This window comes from Paenibacillus sp. PK4536 (genome assembly GCF_028594455.2).
In the GTDB taxonomy this organism is placed as follows: domain Bacteria; phylum Bacillota; class Bacilli; order Paenibacillales; family Paenibacillaceae; genus Saccharibacillus; species Saccharibacillus nuruki.
Genome location: NZ_CP126313.1, coordinates 1212180 through 1234790 on the forward strand (window position 1 = coordinate 1212180; position 22611 = coordinate 1234790).

A 22611-nucleotide genomic window follows, 5' to 3' on the forward strand; every position below is an offset into this window, starting at 1 on the left:
TTCCTTCTTTTGTTGCTATTTATATTTTCTAATAAGCTTAGTTAAAACATTTTATTATTCGTCTACAACTATTTTGGCTCAAGTACGATCAATATATTGAATAGCTTCGATCAGTCGATCTATATCATTTGATGTTGATCGGTAGCCTACACTAGCACGTACTGCCCCTGTAGCAAGTGTGCCTGCTGCTATATGAGCCAGTGGAGTACAATGCATACCTGCGCGTACGGCTATACCAAATTCTCGATCTAAGCGAAAAGCGATCTCTGCACTGTCTTTATACTCCATTATAAAAGATACAATACCTGTACGTTCTTTGCCAATTTCAGGTCCCAGTACATGTACACCCTGTATATTTAATAACTTTTCTATCATCATTTGAGTTAATATTTGTTCTTCTTCAGCGATTTTGGTAACAGAACGCTCCAGTACATAACGAGCTCCTGCTTGTAGACCTGCTATGCCCGGCGTATTGGGCGTTCCTGCTTCATAGCGGTCAGGTCTTACATTCGGTTGGTTAATCTCTTCTGACTGGCTACCAGTGCCTCCATATATCCAAGGGTTCAGATCCATATCAGGAGCTATATACAATCCACCTGTTCCTTGCGGCCCAAGCAATCCTTTATGACCTGGAAAAGCAGCCATATCAATTTTCCATTGGGATAAATGTACAGGAATATGTCCTGCACTTTGAGCGATATCAACTAGTATTTTGGCACCATGATCATGAGCTATACTCGACAATTCAGAAATCGGTAATATACTGCCTAACAGATTCGAACTATGATTACATACCAAAAGCCGCGTTCGCGGCGTAAAAGCTTGGTTAACTTCAGCTAAGTTGATCTCCCCTTGAGCATCAACAGCAATATAAGTAACTTCTATCCCTATACTTCGCTTAAGAGCCTCTAAAGGTCGACGTACCGAGTTGTGTTCTGTCATCGTAGAGATCACATGATCTCCTGCTTCTAGATAACCTTGAATAGCCATATTCAAAGCTACTGTAGTATTGGCTGTAAATGCAATATCTACAGGATTATGTACATCCAGAAGTTTGGATAATGTTTTGCGACATTGAAATAATTCACGACTAGCTTGAACAGCCATCCGATGACTACCTCGCCCGGGATTAGCTGAAGCTTGCTCCAAGGCATACAACAATGCTTGACTCACTTCAGGCGGCTTTGGAAAAGAAGTGGCTGCATGATCCAGATAGATGATCGGTTGAGTCTCCTGAGCTTGAGATGACAATATAACAGCCTCCCGTTTACAACTGATTTAGCATTTCTAACAGTCGCTCTAGATCTTGCTTGCTGTAATAGTTCAATTCAATTTTACCTTTGTCTTTTTGACTATGTTTGATTTTGACAGTCGTTTGAAAACGATCCCGTAAAGTCTCTTCTACATCCACCAGATAAGGATCTGATTTTTTGATTTTACTTTTAGCAGAATCATCTTTCTTTTTATCAAGGTTCTGTACAGCTTCTTCCAATTGACGTACATTCCATGATTGCTCTATCGCTTTATTAGCTAAAGCAATAATTATTTCTTGTTTTTTGACACTAACTAATGAACGTGCATGTCCCATCGACAATGTTCCACGTGAAACATATTCTTTCACTTCATCAGGTAACGACAATAATCGTAAAAAGTTAGCGATATGTGAGCGTGATTTTCCCACTTTAGTCGCCAGTTCTTCTTGCGTCATTTTGAATTCTTCCATCAAAGCTTGATAAGCAGTCGCTACTTCAAGTGCATTCAAGTTTTCACGTTGTACATTTTCAATCAATGCAATTTCCATTACTTGTTGATCAGTGAAACTACGAATAACTGTAGGAATCGTTTTTTTACCAGCGACTTCTGAAGCACGATAGCGGCGTTCGCCAGCGATAATTTCATATCCTTTTAGAACTTTACGCACAATAATGGGCTGAATAACACCATGCTGACTGATCGATTCTGCTAATTCTTGAATCGATTCATGATCAAAATTTTTGCGTGGTTGATACGGATTAGGACGTAATTCTTTTAAGTTAACTTCTACTATTTTATCGTCATCGCTGACAGACAATGAAGGAATCAATGCATCTAGCCCCTTACCAAGACGTTTACTCATAAGAAACCACTTCCTTTGCCAGCTCTAAGTAAACTTCTGCTCCTTTAGAACGAGGATCATACGTAATAATCGCTTTGCCATGTGAAGGTGCTTCACTCAAGCGAACATTACGTGGAATAATAGTCCGGTATACTTTATCTTGGAAATATTTTTTTACTTCTTCGATCACTTGTATGCCCAGATTGGTACGAGCATCCAACATCGTTAACAATACGCCTTCAATCTGAAGATCTGTATTCAAATGTTTTTGTACCAAACGTACTGTATTCAATAGCTGACTAAGACCTTCAAGCGCATAATATTCACACTGGATTGGAATCAACACTGAATCTGCTGCTGTTAATGAATTAATCGTCAAAATGCCTAGCGATGGTGGACAATCAATCAGTACATAATCGTAATCGTGCTTCACTTGACTGATTGCATTTTTCAAACGTAATTCTCGTGAAATAGCAGGCACTAATTCAACTTCTGCTCCTGCTAACTGAATCGTAGCCGGGATAATATGCAATCCTTCAACTGCTGTCGATTTGATCGTCTCTTTTGGCGGGACATCGTTGATAATAATATCGTAAATGCAGTTTTCGACATCTGCTTTATTGATCCCTACTCCACTTGTTGTATTTCCTTGTGGATCAATATCGATCAGCAGAACACGTTTGCCCAGCGTGGCTAAACAAGCGCCTAGATTGACAGATGTAGTTGTTTTACCAACGCCACCTTTTTGATTCGCTATAGCTATAATTTTCGACAACTCATTCACCCCAGTGTATGAAATTCGCTTGATGATAACAAAAATTCACTTCATGTCCGATCAGCGTTTTGGTATCTTAATCACTATTTCATAATGGTCTTCGTGATCTTGTTCAGACGTATTGATCGCAAGCCCTGAACCAGACACAAGATCTATCGATTGACGAATCGTATTCAAAGCTAGACGTACATCTTTGGTATAAGAGATTCGTTTCGATTTTTTGACTGTTTTTGTTTTTTCTTTATAAAAAGCCACTCTGGCTTCTGTCTGCTTTACATTGAGTTCTTTCTCAATAATTTCGTTCAACACACGAAGCTGTAATTCTTCACTTCCAAGTGACAATAATGCTCTAGCATGTCTTTCTGTGACTTGGCGGGACATTAGGGCTTGTTTGATCACTTCAGGTAAATTCAATAACCGAATTTTGTTGGCAATCGTAGATTGGCTTTTGCCTAGACGTTGTGCCAGACTTTCCTGAGTAAGATCATGCAGATCAATCAATTTCTGATAAGCAAAAGCTTCTTCAATCGCAGTTAATCCTTCACGTTGCAGGTTTTCAATTAAAGCAATAGAAGCTGCTTGTGAATCATTGAACTCACGAACAATCGCTGGAATCGTAGGCAGACCTAATTTGGTCACTGCTCGCCAACGTCTTTCACCTGCAATAATTTCATACTTTCCATTACGCATACGTACAACAATAGGCTGAATTACACCATGAGTTTTGATCGTCTGGCACAATTCTTCGATTTTGGCATCATCAAAAATAGTACGGGGCTGATACGGGCTGGTTGTGATATTAGCGACCGGTACCTGTTTGACTTCTTCCCCATTTGCGCGTTCAGTCAAGCCAAACAATTTGGAAAATTGTTCTTTCATTCGGTATAAGACCACCTAATCTCATGATAGCAACACCTGAAGCACAGGTGCACTTGATAATACGGATCGTACATTGATCTGTTTTCCTCATACTTCCATCTATTTATTTTAGCACTTTTCAAGTCATAATCCTATGATAGAACAACAAAAATTGTGACTAAAATTATAGCGTTCTATATTCAAACATAACAAAAAGTTGTATAGCGAATGTTCCACGTGAAACACTGCTATACAACTCTTTACAAAGACTATACTCATGCTAATAAAAGATATATCAATTTTAACCTAACGGCTCTTTCATCGGTGTACCTGCTTTACGCGGATATCTCGCTGGAGTCGCTGCTTCTTTGTTAATCAGAATAATATGACGATCTGATTCTTCAACAGGCAATTGGAAATGATGAACTTCACGAACTTTTCCTTTCAACAATCCTAGACTGCGAAAAGCATGCTGAATTTCTTCTGCCGGATCGATCCCTTTCATCGCTGCAAATGTACCACCTGTTTTGACAAAAGGTAAGCAGAATTCATTTAGAACTGAAAGTTTAGCCACTGCTCTAGCCGTTACTAAATCATGATGATCACGATATCCTTCTTTTTGTCCCCACTCTTCTGCGCGTCCATGAATCAACTCGACATTTTGCAGTCCAAGACGATTCACAACACTTTGCAAAAATTGAATACGTTTATTGAGCGAATCAATAATCCGTAGTTGGATATGTGGGAATATGATTTTAAGTGGAATCCCTGGAAATCCAGCACCTGAGCCAATATCAGCAAGCGTCTGTATTTCATTGAGATCCATATAAAAAGCAAGTGAAATCGAATCATAGAAATGTTTATTATACACTTGATCACGATCTGTGATTCCAGTCAAATTCATTTTTTCATTCCAGGTAATCAGCTCTTGATAATACCCTTCAAACTGCTCTAACTGTTGCTCATTAATTTCGATATTTTGTGCTGCTAACGTTTCTGTAAAATGCTGTTGAATTGAATCCATTTGTTACCCCCGTGCTGCGGTTACCCGATTATAGTGTTCCAAATATACAAGTAGAACTGAAATATCTGCTGGTGTTACGCCTGAGATCCGTGAAGCTTGTCCGATTGATAATGGACGGATTTTAGCCATTTTTTGCTGTGCTTCTGTAGCCAATCCTTTAACTTCTTCATAGACAATCGTTTCAGGCAATTTCTTTTGTTCCATCTTTTTCAGACGTTCCACATGTGATTGTTGTTTTTCAATATAACCTGCATATTTAATCTGAATCTCTACTTGTTCTTTCATATCTTCTGTCAAAGGCTCTGGCGAAGGCGATACAGCTTCGATAATGCTATACGATACTTCTGGACGGCGAAGAACGGTCAAAAGATCCACACCATTTTGTAGTGCTGATGAATCTACTGTTGCTAACAGTTCATTGATCTCAACAGGTTTTACTTTTGTTTTGCTAAGACGTTTAACTTCTTGGTCTACTTTAGCTTTTTTGTCCAAAAATCTCTGATAACGCTCTTCTTTAATCAGACCAATCTCATGTCCAATATCAGTTAAACGCATATCTGCATTATCATGACGAAGCAATAAGCGATATTCTGCACGAGAAGTCAGTAAACGGTAAGGTTCATTTGTTCCTTTAGTCACTAGGTCATCAATCAATACACCTATATACCCTTGTGAACGATCCAATATAACGCCTTCTTTACCTTGTGCTTTGCGCGCAGCATTGATTCCAGCCATAATCCCTTGACCTGCTGCTTCTTCATAACCAGAAGTACCATTAATTTGTCCAGCTGTGAATAAGCCCGGCATTTTTTTAGTTTCTAACGTTGGCCACAATTGTGTAGGCACCATTGCATCATACTCGATCGCATATCCGTTACGCATCATTTCTACTTTTTCCAACCCCGGAATTGAGCGCAACACTTGCAATTGTACTTCTTCAGGTAAGCTAGTAGATAGACCTTGTACATAATATTCAGATGTGTTTTTGCCTTCCGGTTCTAAGAAAATTTGATGCTTCGGTTTATCGCTAAAACGAACAATTTTATCTTCAATAGATGGGCAATACCGAGGTCCTGTACCTTCGATCATTCCAGAGAACATTGGTGCACGGTGAAGATTGTCACTGATGATCTGGTGCGTTTCTAGAGAAGTATATGTTAACCAGCAAGGCATTTGCTCATTGCTTGATGACTCTGTTTCATAAGAGAAAAATTTAACTTTATCATCGCCTGGTTGAATTTCAGTTTTAGAAAAGTCGATACTGTCACGATGAACACGTGGAGGCGTACCTGTTTTAAAACGAACCAATTCAAACCCTAGCTCTTTCAAATGCTCCGATAATTTGATTGAAGGTTGTTGATTGTTAGGGCCACTTTCATAAGCCAATTCGCCCATAATCACTTTACCACGTAAATACGTTCCTGTTGTTAAAACAATCGATTTAGCTTTGTATGTTGTACCTGTTTTGGTGATCACTCCTGTACAATGTCCATCTTCCACGATCAGACGCTCTACCATCCCTTGACGCAATGTCAAATTCGGTTCTTCTTCCATCGTTTCTTTCATTGTATGCTGATAAGAAAACTTATCTGCTTGTGCACGTAGAGCATGTACAGCAGGACCTTTAGCTGTATTTAACATCCGCATTTGAATAAACGTTTTATCGATATTGCGTCCCATTTCGCCGCCAAGTGCATCGATTTCACGTACCACATGCCCTTTAGCCGGACCACCTATAGAAGGATTACATGGCATAAATGCCACCATATCCAGATTGATCGTAATCATCAATGTACTGCATCCCATACGTGCTGCTGCTAGTGCTGATTCACAACCTGCATGCCCTGCACCGATTACAATAACATCATATTCTCCACCCATATATGTCATGGAGTGTACCTCCTCTATATTTCAAGCCATACAGACTTCCTGCATAACTAAACATTATATTATTTATCGCTCAAGTCATCATCATTCATGTTCAAGCCTACACTCAAGTATATCGTAAAACAACTGTACTCATGTGATAAAATTGCAAATTTAATGCAATTTTTAAATGTTTATTTTTCAAACCGCAGTATCACAACTTATTTTCCCAGACAAAATTGAGAGAAAATCTGATCAATTAATGAATCTGGAGCGGAATCCCCAATAATTTCACCTAATTGCTCCCATGCTAGACGAACATCAATCTGAATCAAATCGATTGGTATCATGTCATCAGAAGCTTGATAAGCATCTTGTAATGAACGCTTCGCTTGCTTCAACAATGCAATATGACGAACATTACTTACATACGTCAGATCAGCCGATTCTAATTTACCACCAAAAAATAAATTCGAAATCGCTTCTTCTAATTTATCGATCCCTTTTTGATCTTTAACAGACATCGTAACAATACTTTCTTTCGGGAAATACTCTTCCAACTTCACAAGATCTAATTGGCGATACAGATCCATTTTATTTACAATAATAATCACTTGGCGATCTTTAATCTGTTCCAACAATTGAATTTCATCTTCATGTAAAGCTTCATTATGATTAAGCACCAACAAGATAAGATCGGCATCATTTACAGCTGTACGTGAACGTTCAACCCCGATTTTTTCCACGACATCAATCGTTTCTCGAATACCTGCTGTATCTAATAATTTCAAAGGAATATTATTGATCGTCACAAATTCTTCGATCACATCGCGAGTCGTGCCTGGAATATCTGTAACGATCGCACGGTTGTCTTGCGCTAACGTATTCAAAAGCGAAGATTTACCTACATTCGGACGCCCTACAATCGCAGTAGTGATTCCTTCACGTAGGATCTTGCCTTCATTGGCAGTGCGTAATAATTCATCAATGCCATTCATCACTTCTAATGATTTTTGCTTAATAAAATCAGAAGTTACCGATTCTACATCATGTTCAGGATAATCGATATTCACTTCAATATGAGCGACCATTTCAATCAATATTTGTTGCAATGGCTTAATTTGACGTGACAACTTCCCTTCCACCTGACGCAGTGCAACCGAGAAAGCCTTATCTGACTTCGAACGAATCAAATCAATAACACCTTCTGCTTGCGACAAATCGATCCGTCCATTTAAAAAAGCACGTTTGGTAAATTCGCCTGGTTCTGCAATCCGAATCTGTTGTTGTAATAATAGTTCCATCAGGCGACGTACAGATACCACTCCACCATGAGAACTAATCTCTACTACATCTTCGGTTGTAAATGAACGAGGAGCACGCATAATTGTTACTAATACTTCTTCCATCTTTTCGCCTGAATCTGGATCAATAATATAACCGTAATGCACAGTATGACTATCCGCATCGACTAATGATTGTTTACCTCGAAAAAGTTGATCTACTTCCGTAATCGACTGTGGTCCGCTGACACGAATAACTGCTATCCCGGCTTCTCCGACAGCAGTAGATATAGCAGCAATAGTATCACTTATCATAATAAAGATTCCCCTTCTTTCTTGAAGATCATGAATGAACATACTTGTAACTAAATAAAAAGCAATGATCTTCTGCCCGAAGGCAAAAAATCATTGCATGACGTGTACTCATTATCGAAGTGTAATCACTACACGGCGATTAGGTTCTTCGCCTTTACTGATCGTTTTCACGCGAGCATGGTTTTGAAGTTTGGCATGAATCACTTTGCGTTCTTGCGAAGACATAGGTTCCAGTACCACTTCTTTACCACTACGGATCACTCTACCTGCTAAACGATCTGCTAGATCTTCTAATGTTTTCCGGCGACGTTCGCGGAAATTTTCAGCATCCAACAAAATGCGTACATATTTGTCTGAGTAACGATTGGCTACAATATTCACCAGATATTGAAGAGCATCCAGTGTTTGACCACGGCGACCAATCAATAATCCTAGATCACTACCCGAGATGTTCATGGTATACCCATCACGGTTACGCTTAATATCGACTTCCAATTCAAGACCTATACTTTGACCGACTTCTTTGACGAACTGTATCGCTTCATCATGAGAATAAGTGGATGCACTGCCTTCCTTGTCTGCTATCTCTGTAGTTGATGGAGATGCAGTAGAACGATCTTCCAAGGAGACAGGGACAGCAGAACTAGAAGGAATATGCACAGTCGGCTGAGACAACAGTGTCAATTCTACTTTGGCAGGTTTTGCACCAAATAGACCCAGGAATCCTTTTGACGGCTGTTGCAATATTTGCACTTGCACATGTTCCTTACTCGTATTTAAACGGGTAAGCCCTTCTGCTATAGCATCATCAATGGTTTTTCCAGACGTAATGACTGTGGTCATTTCGAAATTGGGCCCTCCCTTGTGGTGCTCAGAGTGTAAGATCATAGATCAACCGTAGTAGTTGATTGTATATTTAGAACGCTGCCCCGGGGAACAGCGCTCCAATTGTATTTCTTAACGACGTTTCTTTTTCGCTTTTTTCTTGTTACGAGCTTTGTTGTTAGCAATTTTGCGAGCAGCACTTGTTGTATCTGTAACTGCACCAAGATCTGTAACCACTGTATTTTTGTTGCGATACAAGAAATAGTTCTGTACGATCGTGTAGATATTACTGTATACCCAGTATAGCGGAAGTGCTGCTGGGAATTGATAAGACATGACGAAAATGATGATTGGATACATATACATCATAATTTTCATAGGACCCTGCATTTGCGCCGGGTTCATACTCATCATCATTTTAGTTTGAAGGAATGTGGTGATTGCAGCGATAACCGGCAAAATAAACCATTTATCCGGTTCACCTAATTGTAACCATAAAAACGTGTGCTCACGAAGCCCTGTGTTATAAATGATCGCATTATACAAAGCGATAAAAACAGGCATCTGAATAATCAATGGTAAACAACCGGCAGCCGGGTTAACCTGATTTTCTTGGAACAACTTCATCGTTTCAGCTTGTTGTCTTTGTGGATCATCTTTGTATTCTTCGCGCAATTTCTGTAATTGCGGTTGAATTGCTTGCATTGCTTTAGAACTTTTGACTTGTTTTAACGTCAATGGCAAAATCAATGTACGTACGATAAGCACCAGAACCAAAACCGCCAGACCATATTCCCCGCCAAACCAATCAGCGAATGTGTCTAAAGCGTAGGCAAACCAGTACACGACGTAACGTTGCCACCAACCTCCGTTCTGTAAATCCTCTGTCGAATGCGTTGCCATATTAGTCGGTGTACAACCTGCTAAAATAGCCATCATCAATCCGGCAGCTATGAGGAGCATCCATCTTCCTCTGCGAATCTTCAATAACGACACTTCAAAACCCCTCTCTTAGCCATTCCATTTCCCTGCAAATCATACCATATTTAGCAACACAAATAAACTGATAGCACTACCGTTGTGAACGCTTAATTAAAGAAGATTTACGTAGGACATGAAGGATACTTTTTTCAAGCTCCTTATATTGTAGAGAAAGCGCACCTTTACGTACGATAAATACCATATCGATCTGCGGTACAATCTCAGCAGCATGATGACGTACAATTTCCTTCACCATACGACGCATCCGATTACGAACCACTGCATTCCCTACCTTTTTACTGACAGATACACCCATCCGAAATTGCTCAATATCTTTTTTGTGAAACCAGTACACCACAAATTGATGATTTGCAAAAGAACGACCATGACGGTATACACGGCTGAAATCTGCTCGGTTTCGTAAACGCAGCTTTTTTTGCACCGTAATTTCCCCTTAATTTCAAAAACAAGATAGTGGACTTCTTCTATATAGTAAAATATAAAATTTTTTAGTATTTTTTAGTGTAAAGAAAAAAAGACCACCGCAGTGGTCTTAAAGTAATTTACGCGCTTAGGACTTTTCTGCCTTTAAGGCGACGAGCCGCCAGCACTTTACGGCCATTTTTAGTACTCATTCTTTTACGGAATCCGTGTACTTTACTACGTTTTCTTACGTTAGGTCTGAATGTTGGTCTCATATTGTGCACCTCCTTGCAGGAAATCTATATTCCATATTTAATTGGTTCTATTCACATAAAAATTCCCTTATACATTTAAACACGAAATGTCTACATAAGTCAATGAAATTTCATTTATTACATTTTGCAGTTGGTACTTCTATGTATAAAGAGGGAGCTATCACTGTTTATTTTTATCGTCCACGCACATTACTTTCTGTTCAAAAAATCATTCCTTTTTACGTTTATCCACAGGTTAAAATAGATCCTCTTTTTTCCACAGTTATACACTTTCTAAAAAACTGCCTGTGTATAATTCAAAAATTCTTCCACAAGCAAAAAGTTTGTTCCGAACAATTTATAAACAATATCTAGTGGTGTGCATAAGTTTTATACACAACAGATTGAATTTGTGGATAAATTATCGGTTTTCGTTGAAATAAAGGGTTCTTTTTGGTATTATTATATTGTTTTTGACTGTGAATAGATTATTCTAACCTAAAAATTATCAACAGCCTGTGGATAAAGTTGTGAACAATTTCTTCTTATCCTTTTTTTAGTTTATCCACCTTCTGGTATTCTGGGGATAATTCTACGCCATTCATCATAATTATCATTTTCAATATTTCCGATATCCGCGCATGGCTTCAGCCACACATTGGAAGTTTAAAAGGAGTGACAGTCTGTGGACAGCCATACTTCCGAATTATGGCAGCAAATATTATCCATTATTCAAACAAAGCTGAGCAAGCCTAGCTTTGACACTTGGTTCAAAGCAACCAAAGCGCTGACTTTTACCGAGAACTCTATTGTAATTTCAGCACCAACCACTTTTGCTGTAGAATGGCTTGAAAGCCGGTATACCAAATTGGTAAGTTCGACCGTTTTTGAATTTTTGGGAAGACAAGTAGACGTTAAGTTTGTGATCGAAGAAGCACTTCCTGAAGAATCGCTTTTACCTGCACAGACTCAATCGCAACCTGCTATTTCGATGCGAGAAGAACCACTTGCTAATATGCTCAATACCAAGTATACGTTTGATACATTTGTTATTGGCGCTGGCAATCGATTTGCGCATGCTGCTTCATTAGCAGTAGCGGAAGCACCAGCTAAAGCATATAATCCATTATTTTTATACGGTGGTGTAGGACTGGGCAAAACTCATCTTATGCACGCCATCGGACATTATATTTTGGAACATAATCCAAATAGCAAAGTGGTATACATTTCTTCCGAAAAATTTACAAACGAGTTTATTAACGCTATTCGTGACAACCGCGGGGAAAGTTTCCGTAACAAGTACCGTAATATTGATATTTTATTGATTGATGATATTCAATTTTTAGCGGGCAAAGAACAGACGCAAGAAGAGTTTTTCCATACGTTTAATGCATTACATGAAGAACGCAAACAGATCATTATTTCTAGTGATCGCCCGCCAAAAGAGATTCCAACGCTTGAAGAAAGACTTCGTTCGCGGTTTGAATGGGGATTGATTACTGATATTCAGCCTCCAGATCTAGAAACACGCATCGCTATTTTGCGGAAAAAAGCGAAAGCGGAGAATTTAGATATTCCCAACGAAGCCATGGTCTATATTGCTAACCAGATCGATACGAATATTCGTGAACTAGAAGGCGCTTTGATTCGTGTTGTGGCTTATTCGTCGTTAACCAACCAAGATGTAACTTCTCATCTTGCTGCTGAAGCACTCAAAGATATTATTCCGTCCAGCCGTCCGCGAATGATTACGATTCAGGATATTCAACAAAAAGTTGGCGAATTTTATAATTTGAAAATGGAAGATTTTAAAGCGCGTAAAAGAACCAAAGCTGTAGCGTATCCACGTCAAATTGCAATGTATTTGTCACGGGAATTAACAGATTATTCTTTGCCGAAGATTGGAGAAGCTTTCGGAGGACGAGATCATACGACTGTTATCCATGCTCATGAGAAAATTTCAAGAACGCTTAAGATTGATCAGGAGTTATTCAAAGTTGTGAATAACTTAACGGAAAAGATTAAAAATCCATCCTGAATAAGTCACAAGCCTATACACAATCTATACACATGTGGATAGGCTTACTTACACGTGGGTTTGAGGGGGTTATCCACATATCCACTGCCCCTACTACGATTACTATAAAGATTTATATATATTCTTCTTATAAAAACACATTCTGAAATTCATCAAATGACTTAACACATTTGTGATAAAGATGAACCTTGCTGATTAGGAGTGAAACCATGAAGATCCAAATTTCCAAAAGTTATTTGAATGAATCGATACAACATGTTTCCAAAGCTATTTCTAGCCGTACAACAATCCCTATTTTGACAGGCATCAAATTCGATGTTTCGTATACAGGTGTAACTTTAACGGCTAGCGATACAGATATTTCAATCCAATCGTTTATTCCTGCTGAAGACAATGACAAAACAATCGTCCAAATCGATCGTGCAGGCAGCGTTGTTTTACCTGCTAAATTTTTCGTTGAAATTATCAAAAAACTACCTTCTTCTGAAATCGAAATGGAAGTTCGTGATGGTTTCCAAACGTTTATTCGTTCAGGTGCTACAGATATCCAGCTGGTAGGTCTTGATCCAGAAGAATTCCCTGTTTTGCCAAGCATAGAAGAAAACCAACAAATCTCAATCCCGGGCGATCTGCTCAAAAATATGATCAAGCAAACGGCTTTTTCTATTTCCACACAAGAAACTACGCCTATTTTGACAGGGGTACTTTGGAATTTGAACGAAAGTGAACTGAAATTCGTTGCTACTGACCGCCATCGGTTAGCAAGTCGTACCGTTCACATGAGCGAAGATACAGGAGTGCGTTTTAGCAATGTCGTTATTGCAGGTAAAACGTTAAACGAACTCAGCAAAATTATTCCTGACCAAAACACATTATTAGATATCGTTGTTGCAGATAATCAGGTATTATTTAAAATTGATCGTGTTCTTTTCTATTCCCGTATACTCGACGGTACGTATCCTGATACATCCAAAATCATTCCGACCAATTTCAAAACAGAAATCGTGATTGATACCAAAAAATTAGCAGATTCAATTGATCGTGCTTATTTGTTATCTCGCGAAGAAAAAACCAATATTGTGCGTATGCAAACATTGGACAATGGAGCCGTTGAAATTTCTTCTAGCTCTTCTGAGTTAGGTAAAGTAACCGAACAACTTGAAGTTTCTCGTTTTGAAGGGGAACCTTTACGCATTTCATTCAACTCCAAATATATGTTGGATGTGCTAAAAGTGATCGAAAGTGAACAATTAGCGATTCAATTTACAGGGGTAATGAGCCCAATCATCATCAAGCCACAAGATGATAGCCGTAGCCTGTATATTATTTTGCCTTACCGTACAACCAACTAATTCAATAGCTCAAAATAAAGGATTAAATAAAATAGCCAGGTATTTTGCAACAAGTTCCTGATCTGTTCACATCATGAGAACCGTTGATAAATACCTGGCTATTCATATCCACAACCTATGTTGCTACACGAAAGGACGATACTTTTCACATGGAAAATATAACAATATCAACAGAATATATTAAGCTGGATCAATTTTTAAAATTAGCAGGTTGTATATCCACAGGAGGAAGTGCCAAAGCCCTTTTACAAGAGCAAATGGTACAAGTAAACGGAGAATTAGAAGAACGTCGTGGTCGTAAATTGTATCCTGGAGATGAAATTCAGGTACAGGGAGAAGGTTCATACAAAGTACACAGTGAACAATAATCTGGAGGACCTCATCCATGTTTATTAACCAAGTCAGTCTACAAAATTATCGCAATTATGATCATCTCCAACTGGATTCCTTCGCTGCGGTCAATTTGTTTATCGGGCAAAATGCTCAAGGAAAAACAAATTTGATCGAAGCTCTTTTCGTTTTAGCACTTTCCAAATCTCACCGAACCAATAAAGATAAAGAACTGATTGCTTTTCACGCAGAGCAAGCTCGAATTACGTGTGAAGCTGAAAAAAAATATGGCAAAGTAAAGCTAGAGTTAAACTTTACGAGTAAAGGCAAACGTGCTAAAATCAACGGTCTGGAACAACGCAAATTAAGTGAATTTGTAGGGACGATCAATGCGGTTATGTTTGCGCCTGAAGATTTGGAGATTGTTAAAGGATCTCCTGGAGTGCGGCGCCGTTTTTTAGATATGGAGATTGGTCAAGTACAACCCAGTTACCTTTTTCATTTGCAGCAATACCAGAAAATTTTAATACAGCGTAATAATTATTTAAAACAAGCATGGAGTTCAGGCTCTAAAGATTCAACGATGCTCGATATCTGGAATGAACAACTGGTTGAACATGGAGTCAAAATTATCAAAAAACGAAAACACTTTATCCACAAGCTTCAAGGTTGGGCAGAAACTATCCACATGGGGATAACTGGTGGCAAAGAGAATTTGGTTCTTTCTTATGTCCCATCGTTCGGAACCGCAGATGAGGAAGATGAAGCTGTCTTATTTGAGCAATTTATGGTAAAATTATCACAAGTGAAAGAACAGGAATATCGTCGTGGAGCAACCCTTGCAGGTCCACATCGTGACGATTTAACTTTTCATATCAATGGCAATGAAGCAGCTGTTTTTGGTTCTCAGGGACAACAGCGTACAACCGCCCTGTCATTGAAACTAGCAGAGATTGAACTGATACGTGAAGAAATTGGAGAATACCCTATTCTTCTGCTGGATGATGTACTATCTGAACTTGATCCTTATCGTCAGACGCAACTGATTGAGACATTTCAAGGTAAAGTGCAGACATTTATTACAGCAACCGGAATCGAAAGTTTAAATACAGAGCGTCTTAAAGAAGCTCAGATTTTCCATGTCCATCAAGGACACGTTGAGAAGTAGGGAGGACTACAGACTATGTATATTCACTTGGGCGGCGAGAAGATTATCCGTTCCTCGGAGCTTGTCGCGATTTTTGATATATCGATCGAAAAGTCTTCCAAAATTTCTAAGCAATTTGTAAATAATGCTCTTGAAAATAAAAAAGTAGAATCGATTGGTGAAGAAGAACCCAAATCGATCGTAGTCACTAAAAACAAAGTGTACTACTCCCCTATCTCTTCCTCGACGCTCAAAAAGCGAGCAAATAGTTTTTTTGTTAATGCATGAACGCAGTTATGGGATATAACTGCCTGAAATTATAGAAGTAGGTGAAAATCGCATGTCTATGAATCAACCGGCTTATGATGCGAGCCAGATACAGGTACTTGAAGGACTAGAAGCGGTTCGCAAGCGTCCGGGTATGTACATTGGATCCACAAGCTCTAAGGGTCTTCATCACTTGGTTTGGGAAGTCGTAGATAACAGTATCGATGAAGCACTTGCAGGTCATTGTGACCATATTGAAGTGACTATTCACGAAAACAATAGTGTAACTGTTGTCGATAATGGACGTGGGATTCCTGTAGGGATCGAAGCGAAGACGCAACGTTCTGCACTAGAAGTTGTTATGACTGTTCTACATGCTGGTGGTAAATTCGGCGGTGGAGGATATAAAGTATCAGGCGGTCTGCATGGTGTAGGTATATCTGTTGTAAACGCATTGTCTGAACATGTAAAAGTGGTTGTCAAAACCGAAGGTCAAATTCATCAACAAGAATATATGCGCGGAGCTCCTCAGTATGATATCAAAGTCATCGGAGAAATGGGAGCAGGTGAAGATACAGGTACAACGGTCACGTTCAAACCTGATTCTCAAATCTTTACAGAAACAACGGTATTTGATTACGACACATTGCTTGGTAGAATTCGTGAATTAGCTTTCCTGAACAAAGGAATAGCAATGACGATTACAGATGAACGCACAGGTGTAACCAACACCTTTAAATACGAAGGCGGTATTATCGAGTACGTTCAATATTTGAACAAAAATCGTGAAGTACTGAATGAACAACCGATCTATGTTGAAGGTTCACGTGACATGATTCAAGTTGAAGTGGCTTTGCAATATAACGAGAGTTATGCAGAAAATATTTATTCTTTTGCTAATAACATTAATACGCATGAAGGTGGTACTCATGAATCTGGATTTAAGAGTGCACTAACACGTATTATTAATGATTATGCTCGTCGTAACGGATTGCTCAAAGACAACAACGGTAATCTGACAGGTGAAGATGTGCGTGAAGGACTGACAGCGATTATTTCTGTCAAAATCCCTGAGCCTCAATTCGAAGGACAGACGAAGACCAAGCTAGGAAACAGTGAAGTTCGTGGTATTGTTGAATCTCTTTTCTCAGAGAAGCTACAAGAATTTATGAACGAAAATCCTGCGGTTGCTCGTCGTGTACTTGAAAAGTCTTTACAGGCGTCTAGAGCACGTGAAGCTGCTCGTAAAGCGCGTGAATTGACTCGCCGTAAAAGTGTACTAGAAGTCAGTGCTTTGCCCGGTAAGCTGGCAGACTGCTCTTCCAAAGACGCTTCGATCAGCGAATTGTACATTGTCGAAGGTGACTCTGCTGGTGGATCAGCGAAGCAAGGACGTGATCGTCACTTCCAAGCGATTTTGCCATTGCGTGGTAAAATTCTAAACGTTGAAAAAGCACGTTTGGATCGTATTCTAGGTAATGCCGAGATTAGAGCGATTATTACAGCTCTAGGTACAGGGATTGGTGAAGAATTTGATCTTTCCAAAGCACGTTATCACAAAGTCATCATTATGACTGATGCTGATGTCGATGGTGCTCATATTCGTACACTATTGTTGACTTTCTTTTATCGTTATATGCGTCAGCTTCTAGAAGCGGGCTATATCTATATTGCACAACCGCCTTTATTCAAAGTAGAACGCAACAAAACAGCGGTCTATGCTAACTCTGAAAAAGAGCGCGATCAGATCATTGCTGGTTTTGGCGAAAATGCTAAGTTCAATGTTCAACGTTACAAAGGTTTGGGTGAGATGAATGCAACTCAACTTTGGGAAACAACGATGGACCCTGAAAGTCGTATTATGTTACAAGTCAGTATTCCTGATGCGATTTTGGCAGATACGATTTTTGATACGTTGATGGGTGATAACGTAGAACCGCGTCGTGACTTTATTCAAGAACACGCTAAATACGTGACCAATCTTGATGTTTAATTCCTATTATTTATCAATGTAACGATATAAATATGCAGTAGATAAAGAGCATCTTGTTGTATACAGATGCTCTTTTATTTTTGTAGCAACTATATTTACAAAAGCTTTGAAAATCATGATGAAATACAGGACATTATTCAAGAAAAATGGTATAATAAAGTGATGTAGTCGTAAGCATAGCTAGAGCGGACAACACAGTACAGAGTAGCAACTTTTAACCATATTCTGGCGACAAGCAACTTATTTTATACATTGTATAAGCAAGCATTTGTGCAAGCAAAACGAAGGCTGCAATAAGGGAGGTTAAGCTTAACATGGCGGAAGAAAAGATTTCGCAAATTAAAGATCGGGACATTGGTGTAGAAATGCGTGATTCCTTTATGGATTATGCAATGAGCATCATTGTGAGCCGGGCTTTGCCTGATGTACGTGACGGTTTGAAACCTGTGCATCGGCGTATATTATTTGCCATGTCAGAGCTTGGTATGGCTCCAGATAAACCGTACAAGAAATCAGCAAGAATCGTCGGTGAAGTTATTGGTAAGTATCACCCGCATGGTGATTCGGCTGTATACGAAACAATGGTACGGATGGCGCAGGATTTCTCTATGCGCTATATGTTGATAGATGGTCATGGTAACTTTGGATCGATCGATGGCGATATGGCAGCAGCAATGCGTTATACCGAAGCACGTTTATCCAAAATTGCTATGGAAATGTTACGTGATATCAACAAAGAAACGATCGACTTTGCACCTAACTATGATGGTGAAGAAAAAGAACCGATTGTACTACCTGCTCGTTACCCTAACTTATTAGTGAACGGTGTATCTGGTATTGCTGTAGGTATGGCTACCAATATTCCGCCGCATAATTTAAGCGAAGTTATTGATGGTGTACAAGCCATGATCCAGAATCCAGAGATTACTTCGATGGAACTGATGGATTATATTCAAGGCCCTGATTTCCCAACATCCGGTTATATCTTAGGACGTTCGGGTATTCGTCAAGCCTATCAAACTGGTCGCGGATCAGTAACGATGCGTGCAAAAGCAACGATCGAAGAAAATAACAACAAAGCTCGTATTGTTGTTAATGAATTGCCTTATCAGGTCAATAAAGCTCGTCTAGTTGAGAAAATTGCTGAATTGGTACGCGAAAAAAGAATCGAAGGCATTACCGATCTACGTGATGAGTCTGACCGTAACGGTATGCGTGTCGTTATTGAATTACGCCGTGATGTGAATCCAAGTGTTGTTCTAAATAACTTGTACAAACATACAGCGATGCAATCTACATTTGGTGTGAACATGCTAGCTATCGTTAACAATGAACCTAAATTGCTAACTTTACGCGAAGTATTACATCATTACATTCAGCATCAGATCGAGGTTATTCGTCGTCGTACACAGTATGATCTCAAAAAAGCAGAAGCACGCGCTCATATTTTAGATGGTTTGCGTATAGCTTTAGATAATCTGGATGAAGTTATTCGTATGATTCGTGCATCCAATACCAGTGATGTGGCTCGTGAAAGCCTTATTGAGCGTTTTTCTCTGAGTCTGGAACAAGCACAAGCGATTATGGATATGCGTTTGCAACGTTTAACAGGATTAGAGCGTGAGAAGATCGAGAACGAATACAATGAATTATTAGTCAAAATCGCTGAATACCGCGAAATTTTGGCAAATGAAGATCTTGTTCTTGAAATTATCAGTACAGAGCTTAATGAAATCAAAGAACGTTTTGGTGATGAGCGCCGTACAGAAATCACAGTTGGCGAAGAAAGTATTCTGGATGAAGATTTGATCCCTAAAGAAGAAGTTATTGTTACAGTAACTCATACAGGGTATATCAAACGCTCACCAGTCACTACATTCCGTAGTCAAAAACGTGGTGGACGTGGTGTTATTGGTATGGATATGAAAGATACTGACTTTGTGCAGCATCTCTTTGTAACCAATTCTCATAACCATTTGTTATTCTTTACAGACAAAGGTAAAGTATACCGCATCAAAGCCTATGAGATTCCTGAATTGGGCCGTACTGCTCGTGGAACACCGGTGATCAACCTTATTCAAATCGAACAAGGCGAATCGGTAAATGCCGTAATCTCTGTAGAGCAATTTGAAGGAGATCAGCATCTATTCTTTGCAACCAAACAAGGTGTCGTGAAGAAAACACGTCTGGACGATTATACCAATATTCGTAAAGGCGGTCTGATCGCAATCAATATGCGTGAAGATGATGAGCTGATTGAAGTTAAATTAACAGATGGCAAACAAGAGATTATCATGGGTACATCTTATGGTATGTCGATTCGTTTCTCTGAAGGCAATGTTCGTCCGATGGGACGTAGCGCTACAGGGGTAAAAGGAATCACCTTAGATGAAGGCGATGCAGTGATCGGTATGGATATCGTGGATGATGATCAGAAAGTATTGATTGTAACATCCAAAGGTTACGGTAAACGTACGCCAGGTTCTGATTATCGTATTCAGACACGTGGTGGTAAAGGAATCAAAACGATGAATGTTACCGATAAGAATGGTAAGTTAGCAGGTCTTAAAGTTGTTAAAGACGAGGAAGATCTGATGATTATCACAACAAGCGGAACATTGATTCGTATGGATATTGAAGGTATTTCCACCATGGGACGTAACACACAGGGTGTGAAATTGATTCATATTCGTGATGAAGACTCTGTAGCTACGATTTGTCGTACAGATAAGAATGAAGACGACGACTCACCGGATGATGATGTATTTGCTGAAGATGCAATAGGCAGTACAGAAGAGCAAGAGTCTGTGCAACAACTGGACAACCCAGAAACATCGACAGATCATACAGAAGAAGCGGAATAATATATTTTAAATATTCAAAATAAAGAGAGAACTTTCTATCCAAAGAAAGTTCTCTTTTTTTATTTAAAAATAGTTAAGAAGTTTACTAAATTAGATTGAAGAAATGACAAATACCGCATATAATAAGTCTAAGTAATCAAGTCTTTAGTCCCTATTTTATACATAACTTTTTAGAACTAGCGAATTATTCATAATGCAATCTAAAGGTTTTTAGTATTTTAAAATAGAGTGAGGTTAATCCAATGGCAGCGATATTAATTGATGATGTAACACCAGGAGTCCGAATTACACACGATGTATTCACAACTCAAGGTAATTTGCTTTTTCCTAAAGGCAAAACAGTCATGCCCAAAGATATAGAAATTTTACGTGCTTTTTTAATAGAAGAAATTAATAACGGTAAAAGTCCTAAAGAAGAATTAAGTGCTCCTCCTGTAGAATCTAATGCTCTAAATGAGATTGGCGCAAAAGTTAAAGCGATACAAAAAGTATTATCTTTTGAAAAAGATTATGAGAAGATGATTACATTATTAAAAAATGTATTTCGTAATGTCGCAGTTACTGAAATCCCTGTGTTAGAATTACGCATCCAAATGGAGAAGTTACTACAGTACTCAAGAGAATACAATATCCTCACTTTCTACCCTAAAAGTATAAACAAGCAAGATTATTGGTATCATAATGCTGTATTAACCGGACTCACTTCTTATAAGATAGCTCATTGGTTAGGGCTTCCTGTAAATGAAGGGATGCAAGTCGCTTTTGCAGGACTTTTTCATGATATCGGTAATGCCAAGATCGATTTGGATATTCTACAAAAGCCTTCAAAGCTAACAGCATCAGAAGTCGAAGAAATACGTCGACATACCATGTATGGTTATGAGCTACTCAAGAACGTTAAAGGGATTAGTGAAGGCGTACGTTTGGCAGCACTACAACATCATGAGAAAGTGGACGGTTCAGGGTATCCGCTTCGTCTACAAGCTGACCAGATTCATATCTATGCCAAAATCGTTGGTGTCGCCGATATCTTTCATGCAATGACGCTTTCCAAAACATATAGCCAGGCACAATCTCCTTATCTAGTACTTGAGCAGATCGATTCAGAAGCTTTTGGCAAATTAGATCCTAAAATCGTAACTACCTTTATTAGCAAAGTCACACAGTTCCATAATGGAACAATGGTTCGTCTAAGTAATGGCCTAATAGGAGAAATCATTTTCTCTGATCGCTCACACCCCACACGTCCGCTAGTCTCGGTAGATGGTACGATCTATAATCTAATAGAAAATCATCAACTGTTTATACAAGAGATTATTAAACGAAAAGAAGTATTGCAAAAAAGTTAAGATTTATTCGTTCTTTGCTATCTATAGAAGATAGGTTATATAGAAGATACATGAATGAATATAGAGAGTAGATCTATTGCTTGTTACTATAAAGAGCAAATGATTTACTCTTTTCTTTCTATATAGAAGGAAACGATAATATAGAAAGAAAAGATGCACTAATCAAAGTAGTTTAATAATAAAAATATATTCTCAAAAAAAGTGTTGACTATCTAACTCGATACATGATATATTATAAAAGTTGTCACGAACGAACGACAACATCCACAAAATATCATACGAAAACAACTTGAAAAAAACACTTCAAAAAAAGTGCTTGCCAAGTGGTTGGAAACATGATATGATATAAAAGTTGTCACCGAGAAACACAGACAACGAAAAACGAAATGTTTGATCTTTGAAAACTGAACAACGAGTGAGTAATGAAGGTCTTAGCCGACCTTTAAAAATAGAGAACTTCGGTTCTCGCCAGTTTTAGATTTGAGCAAGTCAAACACTTTATGGAGAGTTTGATCCTGGCTCAGGACGAACGCTGGCGGCGTGCCTAATACATGCAAGTCGAGCGGAGTTGA

General features: G+C 38.8%; 19 protein-coding genes and 1 other annotated feature (1 of these 20 cut by a window edge). Of the genes, 8 read left to right on the forward strand and 11 right to left on the reverse strand.

Annotated elements, in window-relative coordinates; translation table 11 throughout:
- Positions 1-78: 78 nt before the first annotated feature.
- The 11 genes from PO903_RS05635 to rpmH all read right to left on the reverse strand — a co-directional run bounded on the left by PO903_RS05635 (position 79) and on the right by rpmH (position 10720).
- The gene (locus tag PO903_RS05635) at positions 79-1251 is read right to left on the reverse strand and encodes an aminotransferase class V-fold PLP-dependent enzyme (protein WP_273592869.1); all 1173 of its coding nucleotides are present in this window, start codon (positions 1249-1251) and stop codon (positions 79-81) included.
- Positions 1252-1267: 16 nt separating this feature from the next.
- A complete protein-coding gene (locus PO903_RS05640; protein WP_069326387.1) occupies positions 1268-2116 on the reverse strand; it encodes a ParB/RepB/Spo0J family partition protein in 849 nt (282 codons plus the stop codon).
- The gene (locus tag PO903_RS05645; RefSeq protein WP_069326386.1) at positions 2109-2870 is read right to left on the reverse strand and encodes a ParA family protein; all 762 of its coding nucleotides are present in this window, start codon (positions 2868-2870) and stop codon (positions 2109-2111) included. Before PO903_RS05645 ends, PO903_RS05640 begins: the two co-directional genes overlap by 8 nt.
- 60 nt (positions 2871-2930) lie before the next feature.
- A complete protein-coding gene (gene noc, locus PO903_RS05650) occupies positions 2931-3749 on the reverse strand; it encodes a nucleoid occlusion protein (RefSeq protein WP_069326385.1) in 819 nt (272 codons plus the stop codon).
- A 280-nt stretch (positions 3750-4029) separates the two neighbouring features.
- Positions 4030-4752: a 16S rRNA (guanine(527)-N(7))-methyltransferase RsmG gene (gene rsmG / locus PO903_RS05655; protein WP_069326384.1), complete on the reverse strand. Its 723-nt coding sequence runs from the start codon at positions 4750-4752 to the stop codon at positions 4030-4032.
- A 3-nt stretch (positions 4753-4755) separates the two neighbouring features.
- Complete coding sequence (gene mnmG, locus PO903_RS05660) at positions 4756-6642, reverse strand: tRNA uridine-5-carboxymethylaminomethyl(34) synthesis enzyme MnmG (RefSeq protein ID WP_273592870.1); 1887 nt, start codon at positions 6640-6642, stop codon at positions 4756-4758.
- Between the two features lie 197 nt (positions 6643-6839).
- Complete coding sequence (mnmE, locus tag PO903_RS05665; RefSeq protein ID WP_069326382.1) at positions 6840-8216, reverse strand: tRNA uridine-5-carboxymethylaminomethyl(34) synthesis GTPase MnmE; 1377 nt, start codon at positions 8214-8216, stop codon at positions 6840-6842.
- A 111-nt stretch (positions 8217-8327) separates the two neighbouring features.
- The gene (gene jag, locus PO903_RS05670; RefSeq protein WP_069326381.1) at positions 8328-9059 is read right to left on the reverse strand and encodes an RNA-binding cell elongation regulator Jag/EloR; all 732 of its coding nucleotides are present in this window, start codon (positions 9057-9059) and stop codon (positions 8328-8330) included.
- 114 nt (positions 9060-9173) lie between these two features.
- A complete protein-coding gene (locus PO903_RS05675; protein ID WP_069326380.1) occupies positions 9174-10037 on the reverse strand; it encodes a YidC/Oxa1 family membrane protein insertase in 864 nt (287 codons plus the stop codon).
- Positions 10038-10113: 76 nt separating this feature from the next.
- Positions 10114-10464 carry a ribonuclease P protein component gene (gene rnpA / locus PO903_RS05680; RefSeq protein ID WP_069326379.1) on the reverse strand — a complete coding sequence of 117 codons (351 nt, stop codon included), beginning with the start codon at positions 10462-10464 and terminating at the stop codon, positions 10114-10116.
- Between the two features lie 121 nt (positions 10465-10585).
- Positions 10586-10720, reverse strand: coding sequence for a 50S ribosomal protein L34 (rpmH, locus tag PO903_RS05685; protein ID WP_069326378.1), 135 nt, complete (start codon positions 10718-10720; stop codon positions 10586-10588).
- 664 nt (positions 10721-11384) lie between these two features.
- Here rpmH and dnaA point away from each other — a divergent pair.
- The 8 genes from dnaA to PO903_RS05725 all read left to right on the forward strand — a co-directional run bounded on the left by dnaA (position 11385) and on the right by PO903_RS05725 (position 22039).
- Positions 11385-12737, forward strand: a complete 1353-nt coding sequence (gene dnaA, locus PO903_RS05690) for a chromosomal replication initiator protein DnaA (protein WP_069326377.1) — start codon at positions 11385-11387, stop codon at positions 12735-12737.
- Between the two features lie 209 nt (positions 12738-12946).
- Complete coding sequence (gene dnaN, locus PO903_RS05695) at positions 12947-14089, forward strand: DNA polymerase III subunit beta (RefSeq protein ID WP_069326376.1); 1143 nt, start codon at positions 12947-12949, stop codon at positions 14087-14089.
- 149 nt (positions 14090-14238) lie between these two features.
- Complete coding sequence (yaaA, locus tag PO903_RS05700; protein WP_069326375.1) at positions 14239-14457, forward strand: S4 domain-containing protein YaaA; 219 nt, start codon at positions 14239-14241, stop codon at positions 14455-14457.
- Positions 14458-14474: 17 nt separating this feature from the next.
- Positions 14475-15587, forward strand: a complete 1113-nt coding sequence (gene recF, locus PO903_RS05705) for a DNA replication/repair protein RecF (RefSeq protein ID WP_069326374.1) — start codon at positions 14475-14477, stop codon at positions 15585-15587.
- Between the two features lie 15 nt (positions 15588-15602).
- On the forward strand, positions 15603-15854 hold the full coding sequence (gene remB, locus PO903_RS05710) for an extracellular matrix regulator RemB (protein ID WP_069326373.1): 252 nt from the start codon (positions 15603-15605) through the stop codon (positions 15852-15854).
- A gap of 52 nt (positions 15855-15906) precedes the next feature.
- Entirely contained in the window at positions 15907-17826 is a 1920-nt protein-coding gene (gyrB, locus tag PO903_RS05715) for a DNA topoisomerase (ATP-hydrolyzing) subunit B (RefSeq protein ID WP_273592871.1), read from the forward strand.
- A gap of 314 nt (positions 17827-18140) precedes the next feature.
- On the forward strand, positions 18141-20690 hold the full coding sequence (gene gyrA, locus PO903_RS05720; protein ID WP_273592872.1) for a DNA gyrase subunit A: 2550 nt from the start codon (positions 18141-18143) through the stop codon (positions 20688-20690).
- 242 nt (positions 20691-20932) lie between these two features.
- Complete coding sequence (locus tag PO903_RS05725) at positions 20933-22039, forward strand: HD-GYP domain-containing protein (RefSeq protein ID WP_273592873.1); 1107 nt, start codon at positions 20933-20935, stop codon at positions 22037-22039.
- Between the two features lie 497 nt (positions 22040-22536).
- Positions 22537-22611, forward strand: a sequence feature (mutual gap in cmsearch alignment for this rRNA model is longer than 100) (it continues 1480 nt past the right edge of the window).

Excerpts from the sequence above, each read along its gene's own strand:
- PO903_RS05725 (WP_273592873.1), top strand. The coding sequence starts at position 20,933 with ATGGCAGCGATATTAATTGATGATGTAACACCAGGAGTCCGAATTACA.
- mnmE (WP_069326382.1), bottom strand. The coding sequence starts at position 8,216 with ATGATAAGTGATACTATTGCTGCTATATCTACTGCTGTCGGAGAAGCC.
- dnaN (WP_069326376.1), top strand. The coding sequence starts at position 12,947 with ATGAAGATCCAAATTTCCAAAAGTTATTTGAATGAATCGATACAACAT.
- mnmG (WP_273592870.1), bottom strand. The coding sequence starts at position 6,642 with ATGACATATATGGGTGGAGAATATGATGTTATTGTAATCGGTGCAGGG.
- rsmG (WP_069326384.1), bottom strand. The coding sequence starts at position 4,752 with ATGGATTCAATTCAACAGCATTTTACAGAAACGTTAGCAGCACAAAAT.
- gyrB (WP_273592871.1), top strand. The coding sequence starts at position 15,907 with ATGTCTATGAATCAACCGGCTTATGATGCGAGCCAGATACAGGTACTT.
- remB (WP_069326373.1), top strand. The coding sequence starts at position 15,603 with ATGTATATTCACTTGGGCGGCGAGAAGATTATCCGTTCCTCGGAGCTT.
- jag (WP_069326381.1), bottom strand. The coding sequence starts at position 9,059 with ATGACCACAGTCATTACGTCTGGAAAAACCATTGATGATGCTATAGCA.
- rpmH (WP_069326378.1), bottom strand. The coding sequence starts at position 10,720 with ATGAGACCAACATTCAGACCTAACGTAAGAAAACGTAGTAAAGTACAC.
- noc (WP_069326385.1), bottom strand. The coding sequence starts at position 3,749 with ATGAAAGAACAATTTTCCAAATTGTTTGGCTTGACTGAACGCGCAAAT.
- PO903_RS05640 (WP_069326387.1), bottom strand. The coding sequence starts at position 2,116 with ATGAGTAAACGTCTTGGTAAGGGGCTAGATGCATTGATTCCTTCATTG.
- yaaA (WP_069326375.1), top strand. The coding sequence starts at position 14,239 with ATGGAAAATATAACAATATCAACAGAATATATTAAGCTGGATCAATTT.
- recF (WP_069326374.1), top strand. The coding sequence starts at position 14,475 with ATGTTTATTAACCAAGTCAGTCTACAAAATTATCGCAATTATGATCAT.
- gyrA (WP_273592872.1), top strand. The coding sequence starts at position 18,141 with ATGGCGGAAGAAAAGATTTCGCAAATTAAAGATCGGGACATTGGTGTA.